The organism is Mycobacterium sp. NGS69 (assembly GCF_059812165.1).
This window is the reverse complement of the sequence record NZ_JCALCD010000012.1, coordinates 84490-97957: the sequence shown is the minus strand read 5'-3', so window position 1 is coordinate 97957 and position 13468 is coordinate 84490. Positions and strand designations below refer to the sequence as shown.

The following is a 13468-nucleotide window of genomic DNA, read 5'->3' as shown; positions in this document are numbered from 1 at the left end:
TGCCGTGACCACCGAACCTGGCTACCACGCCCCCACCGTCAACGTCGCCACGGCGCTACCCAAGCGCGGTGCGGGATCGACGGTATTGCTGGTGCCGGTCGTCTCGACCGGCGACGAGGACAAGCCGGGCGCGGTCGTCGCCGCGGCCGAGGCGTTCCTGTCCGAGGAGGCTATTGCCGAGATCCAGGACGGGCTGCGGGCGCTGGAGGCCACCGGCGGCAGTGAGCAGGTGCACCGGCTGGTGGTGCCGTCGCTGCCGGTGTCCAGCGTGCTGACGATTGGCCTGGGCAAGCCGCGCCCCGAGTGGCCGGCCGACACGATCCGGCGCGCCGCCGGCGTGGCGGCCCGGTCGCTGGGCACCGCCGAGGCGGTGATCACCACGCTGGGCGAGCTGCCGGGCGACGACGTGTGCTCGGCCGCGGTGGAGGGGCTGGTGCTGGGCAGCTACCGGTTCACCGAGTTCCGCAGCGACAAGACCGCCCCCAAAGACAAAGGCCTGCGCAAACTCACCGTCCTCGCCACCGCCAAGGACGCCAAGAAACAGAGCGCGCACGGCGCCGCCGTCGCGACAGCGGTCGCCACGGCCCGCGATCTCGTCAACACTCCGCCCAGCCACCTGTTTCCGGCCGAATTCGCCAAGCGCGCAAAGGCTTTGGGAGAGTCGGTCGGCCTCGAGGTGGAGGTGCTCGACGACAAGGCGCTGCAGAAGGCCGGCTACGGCGGGGTGATCGGCGTCGGGCAGGGCTCGTCGCGGCCGCCGCGGCTGGTGCGGCTCATCCACCGCGGCTCGAAGCTGGCCAAGAAGGCGAAACAGGTCAAAAAGGTCGCGCTGGTCGGCAAGGGCGTCACGTTCGACACCGGGGGTATCTCGATCAAGCCGGCGGCCTCGATGCACTACATGACCTCGGACATGGGTGGCGCCGCCGCCGTCATCGCGACGGTCGCGCTGGCCGCGCAGCAGCAGCTGCCGATCGACGTGATCGCCACCGTGCCGATGGCCGAGAACATGCCGTCGGCCACGGCGCAGCGCCCCGGCGACGTGCTGACGCAGTACGGCGGAATCACCGTCGAGGTGCAGAACACCGACGCCGAGGGCCGGCTCATCCTGGCCGACGCGATCGTGCGGGCGTGTGAGGACAACCCGGACTATCTCATCGAGACGTCCACGCTGACCGGCGCGCAAACCGTCGCGCTGGGCGCCCGCATCCCCGGCGTGATGGGCAGCGACGAGTTCCGCGACCGGGTGGCCGCGATCAGCCAGCGGGTGGGCGAGAACGGCTGGCCGATGCCACTGCCCGACGAGCTCAAGGACGACCTGAAGTCAGGAGTGGCCGACCTGTCCAACATCAGCGGCCAGCGCTTCGCCGGCATGCTGGTGGCCGGGGTTTTCCTGCGCGAGTTCGTCGCCGACGGCGTGGACTGGGCGCACATCGACGTCGCCGGGCCGGCCTACAACACCGGCAGCCCGTGGGGGTACACGCCCAAGGGGGCCACCGGCGTGCCGACCCGCACCATGTTCGCGGTGCTCGAGGACATCGCCGAGAACGGCTGAGCCCTACGCCGTCAGCCGCTTGAGCACCGCCCGGCCCACCTTCCGGCGCGGCCAGCCCGTCACGCGCGCCGCGGCCAGCGCCGCGTTGGCCGCGTTGCGCCCGCACGCGCCGTGCACGGATCCCCCGGGGGTGGCGGACGCGCTGCCCAGATACAGCCCCTCGACCGGGGTTTCGGCGCGGCCCAGCCCCGCCGCCGGACGGAAGATCGCCATCTGTTGCAGCTGCGCGGTTCCCCCGTTGAGGGCGCCCAGGTGCAGGTTGGCGTCGCTGGCCTCCAGGTCCGACGGGCGCTGCACGAACCGGTCGATCACCGCCGAGCCGAAACCGGGGGCATGCTCTTCGATGACGTGATCCATCGACTTGGCCAGCCGCTCGGCCGCGGCGTCGTCGGCCACGTTGCGCGGCAAATGCGTGTAGGCCCAGACGCTTTCGGTGCCTTTCGGCGACCGGCTCGGGTCCGCGGTGGTGGTCTGGCCCAACAGCATGAACGGATGCTCGGGCACCACCCGCGTGTTCAGGTCGGCCATCCAGCGCACCAGCCCGTCGGCGTCGGCCCCCAGGTGCACCGTGCCCAGGCCCCGCAGGCCTTCCGCTCGCCACGGGATGGGGCCGGCCAGCGCATAGTTGACCTTCACCACCGGCGGGTCCCAGACGTAATGCTCGAGGGCGCGGCGCAACCCGGCCGGCACCGCGTCGGCGGGCAGCATGTCGCAGAACAGCCGTGGCGCCGTCACGTCGGCCACGATCGCCCGGCGCGCCCGGACCGTCCGCCCGCCGGCCGTGGTCACCGCGACCGCCCGGCCGCCGCGCACCTGGATGCGAGACACGTTCTGGTCGCATTCGATTCGCGCACCGGCGGCCTCGGCGCGCCTCACCAGCGCGGCCGTCAGCTGTCCCGACCCGCCGACGGGCACCGGCCAGCCGCCGTCCTGGGCGAGCATCGTCATCAGAAAGCCCATGGCGCCGCTGACGGGCGCGTCCGGCGGGACGTCGGCGTGCATCGCGTTGCCCAGCAACAGGATTCGCGGCGCCTCGCCGTCGAATAGCTCGTCCACCATGGTGTTGGCCGGCTGGATCAACAGGCGGGCGAGCCGCACGGCGTCGGCGGTACCGAGCTTGAGCAGCAGCCGCAGCATCGGGCGCACCGGCGGAAACGGCGCCAGCATGGCGTCTAGCAACGGCGCGGAGATCTTGCGCCACAATTCCACCGCGCGCCACCAATTGTCGCCGTCGGCCCGCTCGCGGCGCGCCAATTCCGTTGCGGTGCGGGCCGGGTCGCGGTAGATGACGGGCGGGTCGTCGTCGGCCGCGTTGCGCGGATGGCCCACCACCGCGGGCGCGTGTGACCACCGCAGCCCGTGGTCTTCCAGCCGCAGCGCCGCCATCGCCGGCGACGCCACCGTCATCGGGTAGAACGAGCTGAACAGGTCGGTGATGTATCCCGGTGTCAGCTCGGCGCTGCGCACCGCGCCGCCGGGCTCGGGTTGGGCCTCGAGCACCAGCACGTCCCAGCCCGCGTCGGCCAGCATCGACGCGGCCACCAACCCGTGGTGCCCGGCCCCGATGACGACGGCGTCGGCCGTCTCGTCGGCCATGCGCCTATTTGACCTGGCTCGGCTCGAGCCGTTCGGCGAGCGCGGTCAACCGCAGCAAGCACTCGCGGTTGCGCGGATAGACGGCGGCCAGGGCCAACTGGTCGGGAACGATCCTCATCGGACCGGACGCCGGCACCTCGATCATCTCGATCCGGCACCCGCCGTCCGGAGTATCGCTGAGCCGCAAAGTTATTCGTGCGGCGCCCAATCGCCCGAGACCAGCGCGCAGGACGAGTTCCTCACCGGGCGTGCAGCTTTCGGACACGGTCGCATCGCTGATGACCAGCGGCCACACCCCCACCGAGTGCTTGATCGCGGAGCCGGGCGCCGGCCAATCCGGGTCCACCGCGCGGGTCCGGCTGTTGCCCACCACCCACTGCGCGTACGTCCAGCCATCGGTCATCGTGTCCCAGATCTGCTGGCGGGACGCCCTTACCTCGCGGGTTGCAGCCAAAGTCATGGCGTCCGGATACCCGGGTCGGCGCAAACCATGCGCCGGATCGGGCCACGGCAAACGTTTAGCGGCCGCGGCCAGCGGCTACTACGCCGTTACCAGACTCGCGTTTGACAGGAGGCCAATAGTGACTGTGCGACGGTTGATCATCGCGGTGGGTGCGGTGCTCTTGCTGGCCGGCATCATCGGGCTGCTGGTGCCGGTGTCCGTGTCCGACGGCAGCGGCAATTCCGTGTCGTGCGGGAACGGAATCGCCACCGATTTGTCCAGCGCGCGCAGCGCAAACGACAAGAACGGCGCCAACATCCCGATCCTGAACCAGGTCCTCCCGCACACCGACTACGTGGCCCAATGCCAGTCGTCGGTCAACAGCCGTCGCAGTTGGACGATCCCGCTGGCCGTCGTCGGCATCCTCGCCGTCGGCGGCGGGCTGGTGGTCGCACGGCAGGGGGCGCGGCGGACGGGCGTCTAGTGGCGATTGCGAGCGCGGCGTAGCCGGGCGAAGCGGGTCGCCACCATTGGACTAGATCACCCGCACGCGTGCGGCGTTGCGCAACGCCTGCGGCGCCACGCGGGACAGGCCGTAGACCGCATAGGCTTCCGGCGCGACGGGCCGAATCGGCTTCTTCTTCTTGACCGACGACAGGATCGCGTTGGCGACCTTGTCCGGCCCGTAGTGGCGCAGCGCGAACATCCGGCCGATCTGGCCGCGCCGGTCGTCGACCTGCTCGTCCTTGCCCACGGGCGCGGTGAAGCGGGTGGTGCTGATGATGTTGGTGTTGATGACGCCGGGGCAGATGGTGGTCAGCCCGACGTCGGCCACGTCCAGTTCGGCCCGCAGGCAGTCGGAGAACATGTAGGTGGCCGCCTTCGAGGTGCAGTAGGCGCTCAGCGACCCCAGCGGCGAGAATGCGGCCATCGACGCCACGTTGACGATGTAGCCGCCGGTGCCGCGCTCGACCAGGCGCCGGCCGAAGGACCGGCAGCCGTTGACCACGCCGCCCAGGTTGATGTCGAGCACCCGGTCGAACTGCTCGGCGGGGGTGTCCAGGAATCCGCCGGCCGCGCCGATGCCGGCGTTGTTGACGACGATGTCGGGGACGCCGTGTTCGGCGCTGACGCGCTCGGCGAACGCCTCGACCGCGTCGGCGTCGGACACGTCGAGCACGTAGGCGTGGGCGACGCCGCCACGCGCGGTGATCTCGGCGGCGGTCTCCTTGACGGTCGCCTCGTCGATGTCGCTGACCACCAGCTCGGCGCCCTCGCGCGCGAAGGCGAACGCGGTCTCGCGCCCGATGCCGCTGCCCGCGCCGGTGACCGACACCAGGGTGTCGCCGAAGTACTCGCGGGGACGCCCGACCTGCGCGCGCAGCATCGCCCGGCTCGGCGGCTTGCCGTCGGTCAGGTCGGCGAAGTCGTGCACCGCGGCCGCCATCACCTGCGGGTGCGACATAGGCGAGAAGTGACCGGCCCGGATGTCGCGGCGCCACAACCGCGGCACCCAGCGCGCGGTCTCGTCGTACCCGTAGGGCCGCACGTACTTGTCGCGGGTGTTGACGATGAGCTGCACCGGCACGTCGACGGTCTGCGGCCGGCCGCGCATGGAGAAGGAGCGAAAGTAGTTGGCGGGGTAGGTCTTCACCGAACGCGCGGCGTCGGAGGCCAGCTTGTCCGAGTGGTGAATTTTGTCAGCGGGGATGTTGTCGACGGCGTTGCGGCGCAGCGCCGGGATCGACAGCGCCAGCCGGAGAGACAGGGGCGCGAGCACCGGGATCGAGAAGAACACCATGTAGGTCAGCCGCAGCGCCTGGATGATCGAGCGCAGGAACCTCCGCGGGCGCCAGGGCTGGCGCAGCCCGCTGAACATGTAGTGGACCAGCTGCTCCTGGCTGGGGCCGGACACCGACGTGAACGAGGCGACCCGGTCGGCCGCGCCCGGCCGCTTCAGGTACTCCCAGATGCCCACCGAGCCCCAGTCGTGGGCCAGCACGTGCACCGGCCCGCCCGGGCTGAGCTCGCCGATCACCGCGGCGAAGTCGTCGGCGAACCGGGCCATGGTGTAGGCGGAGACCCGTTTGGGCGCCGACGTCATGCCGACGCCGCGGTTGTCGTAGCGGATGACGCGGAATCGCTCGGTCAGCTGCGGGACGACGCCGTCCCAGAGCACGTGCGAGTCGGGGAAGCCGTGCACCAGCACGACCGTCGGGCCCTCGCGGTTGCCCTCCTCGTATACCGCGACGCGCACGCCGTCGCTGCTGTCGACGAACCGCTGGGGTACCTGTGGTAGCGCCGGCATCGAACCTCCCCGCTCTGACTGGCCCCTGCGCCAGTGGCCACACCGTAGCAAGCGGGCCGGCGCCGACCTGGCACCCGAGCGCTGTCCGCCCTGGATGTGTGCCGACGAATGCGCGGTGACAGGATAGTTTTGATAGCGACTTCGGTTCTGCCAAGCGACATGTTCGACGTGCCCCGACCTACGATCGAGGAGTCAGAAGAGATGGCCTTCTCCGTCCAGATGCCGGCACTCGGTGAAAGCGTCACCGAGGGGACGGTCACCCGCTGGCTCAAGCAGGAAGGCGACACGGTCGAACTCGACGAGCCGCTCGTCGAGGTGTCGACCGACAAGGTGGACACCGAAATCCCGTCGCCGGCCGCCGGTGTGCTGACCAAGATCGTGGCCCAGGAGGACGACACGGTCGAGGTCGGCGGCGAGCTGGCGGTCATCGGCGACGCGGGTGAGCAACCCCAGGCCCAGCCCCAGGCGCCCAGCCAGCCGGAGCCGCAACCGGAACCCGAGCCGGAACCCCAAGCCCAGGCCCAGGCCCAGCCCGAGCCCCAGCCGGCGGCGCCGGCCCAGCCGGCCGCGTCGGGCGGCGGTTCCGGCGACGCCAAGCCGGTGCTGATGCCCGAACTCGGCGAGTCGGTGGCCGAAGGCACCGTGACCCGCTGGCTGAAGAAGGTCGGCGATTCCGTCCAGGTCGACGAGCCGCTGGTGGAGGTGTCCACCGACAAGGTGGACACCGAGATCCCGTCGCCGGTGGCCGGCGTCCTGCTCAGCATCACCGCCGAGGAGGACGCGACCGTCCCGGTCGGCGGCGAGCTGGCGCGGATCGGTGCCGGAACGGACGCCGCCGCGCCGGCCCCCTCGGCTCCCCCGGCGCCGCCCGCACCAAAACCCGAACCCAAGCCGGAGCCAAAACCCGAACCCAAGCCGGAGCCGGCGGCGGCGAAGCCCGCGCCCGCGCCGGCGCCGCAACCCGAACCGGCACAGGCCGCGCCCGCCCCGGCGCCGGCGGGCGGCCCGAGCCCGGACGGCGCGCCCTACGTGACCCCGCTGGTGCGAAAGCTGGCCAACGAGAACAACATCGACCTCGCGCAGGTCGCCGGCACCGGCGTCGGCGGTCGCATCCGCAAGCAGGACGTGCTCGCGGCCGCGCAGAAGAGGGACGAGGCGAAAAAGGCGCCTGCGCCCGCAGCCGCCACGGCACCCGCCGCCGCGCCCGCCGCCGACGGCAAGGCCGCTCCCGCCGCCCCCACCCCGGCGGCCGCGCTGGCCCACCTGCGCGGCACCACCCAGAAGGCCAGCCGGATCCGTCAGCTCACCGCGGCCAAGACGCGCGAATCGCTGCAGGCCACGGCCCAGCTCACCCAGACCCACGAGGTCGACATGACCAAGATCGTGGGGCTGCGGGCCCGGGCCAAGTCCGCGTTCGCCGAACGCGAGGGCGTCAACCTGACCTACCTGCCGTTCATCGCCCGCGCCGTGATCGACGCCTTAAAGATCCACCCCAACATCAACGCCAGCTACAACGAGGAAACCAAGGAGATCACCTACTACGACGCCGAGCACCTCGGCTTCGCGGTCGACACCGACCAGGGCCTGCTCTCCCCCGTCGTCCACAACGCCGGCGACCTGTCGCTGGCCGGGCTGGCCCGGGCGATCGCCGACATCGCCGAGCGCGCCCGGTCGGGCAACCTGAAGCCCGACGAGCTGTCCGGCGGCACGTTCACCATCACCAACATCGGCAGCCAGGGCGCCCTGTTCGACACCCCGATCCTGGTTCCGCCGCAGGCGGCCATGCTGGGCACCGGCGCGATCGTCAAGCGGCCGCGGGTGATCGTGGACGAGTTCGGCAACGAGTCGATCGGCGTCCGCTCCATCTGCTATCTCCCGCTGACCTACGACCATCGCCTGATCGACGGCGCCGACGCGGGACGTTTCCTCACCACGATCAAGAACCGGCTCGAAGAGGGAGCCTTCGAGGCTGACCTGGGGCTGTGACGACGTGCCCAAGCCGGTCATCGCGATTGCGGGTTCCTCCGGCCTGATCGGTTCGGCCCTGGCGGCGGCCCTGCGCGCAGCCGACCACCCGGTGCTGCGCATCGTGCGCCGGACGCCGGCGAATTCCGAAGAGCTGCACTGGAATCCGGAGAGCGGCGAGTTCGATGCCGACGCGCTGGTCGACGTCGACGCCGTCGTCAACCTGTGCGGCGTCAACATCGGGCAGCGTCGTTGGTCGGGCGCCTTCAAGCAGAGCCTGCGCGACAGCCGCATCGCCCCCACCGAGGTGCTGGCCAACGCCGTCGCCGACGCCGGCGTGGAAACGCTGATCAACGCCAGCGCGGTCGGCTACTACGGCAACACCCGGGACCGGGTGGTCGACGAAAACGCCCGGCCGGGAAGCGGTTTCCTCGCGCAGCTGTGCGAGGACTGGGAAGCCGCCACGCTGCCCGCCCAATACGCCGGCACCCGGGTGGTGCTGGCCCGCACCGGCCTGGTGCTGTCCCGGTCGGGTGGCGCGCTGCGCCGGTTGCGGCCGCTCTTCTCGGCGGGACTCGGCGCCCGGATGGGCAGCGGCCGTCAATACATGTCGTGGATCACCCTCGAAGACGAGGTGCGGGCGCTGCTGTTCGCCATCTCGCACCCGTCGCTGTCGGGGCCGGTGAACCTGACCGGGCCGGCGCCGGTCACCAACGCGGAGTTCACCACCGCATTCGGGCGTGCGCTCAATCGCCCGACCCCGTTCATGCTGCCCGGTTTCGCGGTGCGGGCGGCGCTCGGGGAGTTCGCCGACGAGGGGCTGCTCATCGGTCAGCGCGCCATCCCGTCCGCGCTGGAACGCGCCGGTTTCGAGTTCCATCACAACACCATTGGCGAGGCGCTCGCCTACGCCACGGCCCGCCGCGAGCACGACTAGCCGCGCGGCGTGGCGTCGCGTCGCCGGTCGAGCGCGGGCCGAGTAGCGTCGGCGGGGTGAGCGATTCCATCCGGTCGAGCGTGAGCGCGATCGACGTCCGCCAGCTGGGGACGGTCGAATACCGCACCGCCTGGCAGCTGCAGCGCGACCTGGCCGACGCCCGGGTCGCCGGAGGCCCCGACACCCTACTGCTGCTGGAGCACCCCGCGGTCTACACCGCCGGGCGGCGCACGGAACCACACGAGCGGCCGGTGGACGGGACGCCGGTGGTCGACACCGACCGCGGCGGCAAGATCACCTGGCACGGCCCCGGGCAATTGGTCGGCTACCCGATCATCGGGCTGGCCGAGCCGCTCGATGTCGTCAAATACGTTCGGCGCCTTGAGGAATCGCTCATCAAGGTGTGCGGCGACCTGGGCCTGGACACCACCCGGGTCGACGGCAGGTCCGGGGTCTGGGTGCCCGCCGGCGGCGGCCGGCCGGCGCGCAAGGTCGCCGCCATCGGAGTGCGGGTGTCCCGGGCGACCACGATGCACGGGTTCGCCCTGAACTGCGACTGCGATCTGGGTGCCTACAACTCGATCGTCCCGTGCGGCATCAGCGACGCGGGGGTGACGTCGGTGTCCGCCGAGCTGCGGCGCACGGTCACCGTCGAGGAGGTCCGGGCGGCCGTCGCCGTCGCCGTCTGCGACGCCTTGGACGGCGCGCTTCCGGTGCGTGACCACCCGGTGACCCGCGTAGCATCAACGATGTGACTGTCGCTCCCGAAGGCCGCAAGCTGCTGCGCCTGGAGGTGCGCAACGCGCAGACCCCGATCGAGCGCAAGCCGCCGTGGATCAAGGTCAGGGCCCGGATGGGCCCGGAGTACACGCAGCTGAAGGGCCTGGTCCGCCGCGAGGGTCTGCACACGGTGTGCGAAGAGGCCGGCTGCCCCAACATCTTCGAATGCTGGGAGGACCGGGAAGCAACCTTCCTGATCGGCGGCGACCAGTGCACGCGCCGCTGCGACTTCTGCCAGATCGACACCGGAAAGCCCGCCGAGCTGGACCGCGACGAGCCCCGCCGGGTCGCCGAGAGCGTGCAGGCGATGGGGCTGCGCTACGCGACCATCACCGGCGTCGCGCGCGACGACCTGCCCGACGGCGGCGCCTGGCTGTACGCGGAGACGGTCCGGGCCATCAAAGAGCTCAACCCGTCGACCGGCGTCGAGCTGTTGATCCCCGACTTCAACGGCGAGCGCGTGCGGCTCGCGGAGGTCTTCGGGTCGAGCCCGGAAGTGTTGGCCCACAACGTCGAAACCGTGCCGCGGATCTTCAAGCGGATCCGGCCCGCCTTCACCTACGAACGCAGCCTGGGCGTGCTCACCGCGGCCCGCGATTTCGGCCTGATCACCAAGAGCAACCTCATCCTCGGGCTGGGCGAAACCGCCGACGAGGTGCGCGGCGCGCTGGCCGACCTGCGCGACGCCGGCTGCGACATCGTCACCATCACCCAATACCTGCGCCCGACGTCGCGCCACCATCCCGTCGAGCGTTGGGTCACGCCCGACGAGTTCGACGAGTTCGCCCGGCACGCCGAGAGCCTCGGCTTCTCGGGGGTGTTATCCGGGCCGCTGGTGCGCTCGTCCTATCGGGCGGGACGGCTCTACGACCAAGCCGTTCGCGGCCGGGCCTCGGCACCATAGATCACCGGCCCCGAACGTATCCTTGGTGATTATGGCTAAACCCCGCACCGCCGCCGAGAACAAGGCCGCCCGGGCCCAGGCAACCGCCGCCCGCAAGGCCGCCGCGAAGGAACGCCGCGGCCAGCTGTGGCAGGCGTTCAACATGCAGCGCAAGGAAGACAAGCGCCTGCTGCCGTACATGATCGGCGCCTTTGTGCTGATCGTCGGCGCCGCGGTGGCCGTCGGCATCTGGGCCGGCGGGCTGACCATGATCACGATGATCCCGTTCGGGGTGCTGTTGGGCGCCCTGGTGGCGTTCATCATCTTCAGCCGCCGCGCCCAGCGCGCGGTCTACAGCAAAGCCGAAGGCCAGACCGGCGCGGCCGCGTGGGTGCTGGACAACCTGCGCGGCAAGTGGCGGGTGACCCCCGGGGTCGCCGCGACCGGCCACTTCGACGCCGTGCACCGGGTGCTCGGCCGGCCCGGCGTAATCCTGGTCGGCGAGGGATCGGCCGTCCGGGTCAAACCGCTGCTGGCCCAGGAGAAGAAGCGCACCGCCAGGCTGGTCGGCGACGTGCCGATATACGACATCGTGGTCGGCAACGGCGAGGGCGAGGTCCCGCTGGGCAAGCTGGAGCGCCACCTCACCAAGCTTCCGGCCAACGTCACCGCCAAGCAGATCGACACGCTGGAGTCGCGGCTGGCCGCGCTGGGCTCGCGCGCCGGCGCCGGCGTGATGCCGAAGGGGCCGCTGCCCAACGCCGGCAAGATGCGCGGTGTACAGCGCACGGTGCGTCGCAGGTAACGGCACTAGCGCCGCAGCACGGCCGTCCCGGTGATCCGATCGTGCAGGCCCCGGCCGTCGGAGTCGGTGAACAACGCCGGGATGACCGTCGCGATGAGCAGCCCGCGCGCCACCAGCCGGCCGAGCCCGACCGGCACCCGCCCGTCCACCGACGCCACCTGCAGACCCAGGGCCAACTGCCCGGGCGTGAAGCTGAACAGCCGCACCGCCACCACCCCGAGCACGAACCAGATCACCAACACCGCGGTCGCCAGCGCCCGCTGGGAGAACAGGCCGAACGCCATGGCCAGCGCGCCCAGCCCGTAGGAGATCAGCCAGTCGATCATCAGCGCGACCAGCCGTCGACCCATCGGCGCCAGCGATCCCGGCCCGCCCTGTGGCAGGCCGAGGCTCTCGCCCGGATAGGCCGATCGCGATCCCGGCAAACCGTCGGTCACGGACGGCTTCCGGCGGCCCGGCGGGACTCCCCCGCGAGCCCGAAACCCGGGCGGGATGCGGCGGTGTGCCCGTGTTGCGGACCAGATACGATGCTGCCGTCCATGGCCCCACAATAGAACCCCTCCAGCGACCCGGATTCTGGTGCGGGGAAGCATGGTCACGTAACCTCTGCGCAACATCGGGTTGACTGACGGGCAACACAAGCTCCATAGCGTCAGGCCGCGGATCACCAAGTAAAGGAGCAATTCTGTGACGGAAATGACGCCCGACGACGTCTTCAAACTCGCCAAGGACGAGAACGTCGAGTTTGTCGATGTCCGGTTCTGTGACTTGCCAGGCATCATGCAGCACTTCACGATTCCGATTTCGTTCTTCGACGAGAGCGTGTTCGAGGACGGCTTGGCCTTCGACGGCTCCTCGATTCGCGGGTTCCAGTCGATCCACGAGTCCGACATGTTGCTCCTGCCCGACCCCGCGACGGCCCAGATCGACCTGTTCACCGCGCACAAGACGCTGAACCTGAACTTCTTCGTGCACGACCCGTTCACCCTCGAGCCCTACTCGCGCGACCCGCGCAACATCGCTCGCAAGGCGGAGAATTACCTGATCAGCACCGGGGTCGCCGACACCGCGTATTTCGGCGCCGAGGCCGAGTTCTACATCTTCGACTCGGTCAGCTTCGACTCGCGCACCAACGGCTCCTTCTATGAGGTGGACGCGATCTCCGGCTGGTGGAACACCGGTGAGCCCAACGAGAGCGACGGCAGCCCCAACCGGGGCTACAAGGTCCGGCCCAAGGGCGGCTACTTCCCGGTCGCTCCAGTCGACCACTACGTCGACCTGCGCGCCGACATGCTGTCGAACCTCATCAAATCGGGCTTCAGCCTGGAGAAGGGCCACCACGAGGTGGGCAGCGGCGGCCAGGCCGAGATCAACTACAAGTTCAACACGCTGCTGCACGCGGCCGACGACATGCAGCTGTACAAGTACATCGTCAAGAACACCGCGTGGCAGGCGGGCAAGACCGTCACCTTCATGCCCAAGCCGCTGTTCGGCGACAACGGCTCCGGCATGCACACCCACCAGTCGCTGTGGAAGGACGGCAGCCCGCTGATGTACGACGAGACGGGCTACGCCGGCCTGTCGGACACCGCGCGCCACTACATCGGCGGCCTGCTGCACCACGCGCCGTCGCTGCTGGCGTTCACCAACCCGACGGTGAACTCCTACAAGCGCCTGGTTCCCGGCTTCGAGGCGCCGATCAACCTGGTGTACAGCCAGCGCAACCGGTCGGCGTGCGTGCGCATCCCGATCACCGGCAGCAATCCGAAGGCCAAGCGGCTGGAGTTCCGTTGCCCCGACTCGTCGGGCAACCCGTACCTGGCGTTCTCGGCCATGCTGATGGCCGGCCTGGACGGCATCAAGAACAAGATCGAGCCGCAGGCGCCGGTCGACAAGGACCTCTACGAGCTGCCGCCCGAGGAGGCCGCCAACATCCCGCAGGCGCCCACCCAGCTGTCCGCGGTGATCGACCGGCTCGAGGCCGACCACGAATACCTCACCGAGGGCGGCGTTTTCACGCCGGACCTGATCGAGACGTGGATCAACTTCAAGCGCGAGTACGAGATCCTGCCGGTCCAGATCCGGCCGCACCCGTACGAGTTCTCGCTCTACTTCGACGTTTAAGCCCGTCTAATCGTCGCGAGCAGACGCAGAATCGCCCTCAGCGCCGCGCTTCGGTGCGATTCTGCGTCTGCTCGGC

12 protein-coding genes are annotated in these 13468 nt (G+C 70.3%); 8 read left to right on the top strand and 4 right to left on the bottom strand.

The window, feature by feature from the left end; translation table 11 throughout:
* Positions 1-4 precede the first annotated feature (4 nt).
* Positions 5-1552 carry a leucyl aminopeptidase gene (locus tag AC5Y2S_RS26805; protein ID WP_499959493.1) on the top strand — a complete coding sequence of 516 codons (1548 nt, stop codon included), beginning with the start codon at positions 5-7 and terminating at the stop codon, positions 1550-1552.
* Positions 1553-1555: 3 nt separating this feature from the next.
* Here AC5Y2S_RS26805 and AC5Y2S_RS26800 read toward each other — a convergent pair whose 3' ends face one another.
* A complete protein-coding gene (locus AC5Y2S_RS26800) occupies positions 1556-3148 on the bottom strand; it encodes a phytoene desaturase family protein (RefSeq protein ID WP_499959491.1) in 1593 nt (530 codons plus the stop codon).
* A 4-nt stretch (positions 3149-3152) separates the two neighbouring features.
* Complete coding sequence (locus AC5Y2S_RS26795; RefSeq protein WP_499959490.1) at positions 3153-3608, bottom strand: SRPBCC family protein; 456 nt, start codon at positions 3606-3608, stop codon at positions 3153-3155.
* A gap of 121 nt (positions 3609-3729) precedes the next feature.
* Here AC5Y2S_RS26795 and AC5Y2S_RS26790 point away from each other — a divergent pair, with 121 nt between their 5' ends.
* Positions 3730-4074, top strand: a complete 345-nt coding sequence (locus AC5Y2S_RS26790) for an aminopeptidase (protein WP_499959488.1) — start codon at positions 3730-3732, stop codon at positions 4072-4074.
* Positions 4075-4125: 51 nt separating this feature from the next.
* Here the strand turns inward: AC5Y2S_RS26790 and AC5Y2S_RS26785 are convergent, their stop codons facing one another.
* The gene (locus tag AC5Y2S_RS26785; protein WP_499959487.1) at positions 4126-5898 is read right to left on the bottom strand and encodes an SDR family oxidoreductase; all 1773 of its coding nucleotides are present in this window, start codon (positions 5896-5898) and stop codon (positions 4126-4128) included.
* 201 nt (positions 5899-6099) lie between these two features.
* Between AC5Y2S_RS26785 and sucB the strand changes: the two genes are divergently transcribed.
* The 5 genes from sucB to AC5Y2S_RS26760 are packed head-to-tail and all read left to right on the top strand — an operon-like array spanning position 6100 to position 11268.
* Positions 6100-7884 carry a 2-oxoglutarate dehydrogenase, E2 component, dihydrolipoamide succinyltransferase gene (sucB, locus tag AC5Y2S_RS26780; RefSeq protein WP_499959486.1) on the top strand — a complete coding sequence of 595 codons (1785 nt, stop codon included), beginning with the start codon at positions 6100-6102 and terminating at the stop codon, positions 7882-7884.
* Between the two features lie 4 nt (positions 7885-7888).
* Positions 7889-8800 carry a TIGR01777 family oxidoreductase gene (locus AC5Y2S_RS26775; RefSeq protein ID WP_499959484.1) on the top strand — a complete coding sequence of 304 codons (912 nt, stop codon included), beginning with the start codon at positions 7889-7891 and terminating at the stop codon, positions 8798-8800.
* Positions 8801-8856: 56 nt separating this feature from the next.
* Positions 8857-9555 (top strand): lipoyl(octanoyl) transferase LipB, encoded by a 699-nt coding sequence (gene lipB / locus AC5Y2S_RS26770; RefSeq protein WP_499959483.1) that lies wholly within the window; start codon positions 8857-8859, stop codon positions 9553-9555.
* A complete protein-coding gene (gene lipA, locus AC5Y2S_RS26765; protein ID WP_499959481.1) occupies positions 9552-10484 on the top strand; it encodes a lipoyl synthase in 933 nt (310 codons plus the stop codon). Before lipB ends, lipA begins: the two co-directional genes overlap by 4 nt.
* Before the next feature lie 31 nt (positions 10485-10515).
* Positions 10516-11268, top strand: coding sequence for a DUF4191 domain-containing protein (locus tag AC5Y2S_RS26760; protein ID WP_499959479.1), 753 nt, complete (start codon positions 10516-10518; stop codon positions 11266-11268).
* A gap of 5 nt (positions 11269-11273) precedes the next feature.
* On the opposite strand, the gene AC5Y2S_RS26755 is transcribed toward AC5Y2S_RS26760, so the two are convergent.
* Positions 11274-11693 carry an RDD family protein gene (locus tag AC5Y2S_RS26755; protein WP_499959525.1) on the bottom strand — a complete coding sequence of 140 codons (420 nt, stop codon included), beginning with the start codon at positions 11691-11693 and terminating at the stop codon, positions 11274-11276.
* 262 nt (positions 11694-11955) lie between these two features.
* On the opposite strand from AC5Y2S_RS26755, the gene glnA reads away from it, so the two are divergent.
* The gene (glnA, locus tag AC5Y2S_RS26750; protein WP_499881182.1) at positions 11956-13392 is read left to right on the top strand and encodes a type I glutamate--ammonia ligase; all 1437 of its coding nucleotides are present in this window, start codon (positions 11956-11958) and stop codon (positions 13390-13392) included.
* Positions 13393-13468 lie beyond the last annotated feature (76 nt).

Coding starts and splice junctions, on each gene's coding strand:
- AC5Y2S_RS26800 (WP_499959491.1), bottom strand. CDS start 3,148: ATGGCCGACGAGACGGCCGACGCCGTCGTCATCGGGGCCGGGCACCAC.
- AC5Y2S_RS26795 (WP_499959490.1), bottom strand. CDS start 3,608: ATGACTTTGGCTGCAACCCGCGAGGTAAGGGCGTCCCGCCAGCAGATC.
- AC5Y2S_RS26785 (WP_499959487.1), bottom strand. CDS start 5,898: ATGCCGGCGCTACCACAGGTACCCCAGCGGTTCGTCGACAGCAGCGAC.
- sucB (WP_499959486.1), top strand. CDS start 6,100: ATGGCCTTCTCCGTCCAGATGCCGGCACTCGGTGAAAGCGTCACCGAG.
- AC5Y2S_RS26760 (WP_499959479.1), top strand. CDS start 10,516: ATGGCTAAACCCCGCACCGCCGCCGAGAACAAGGCCGCCCGGGCCCAG.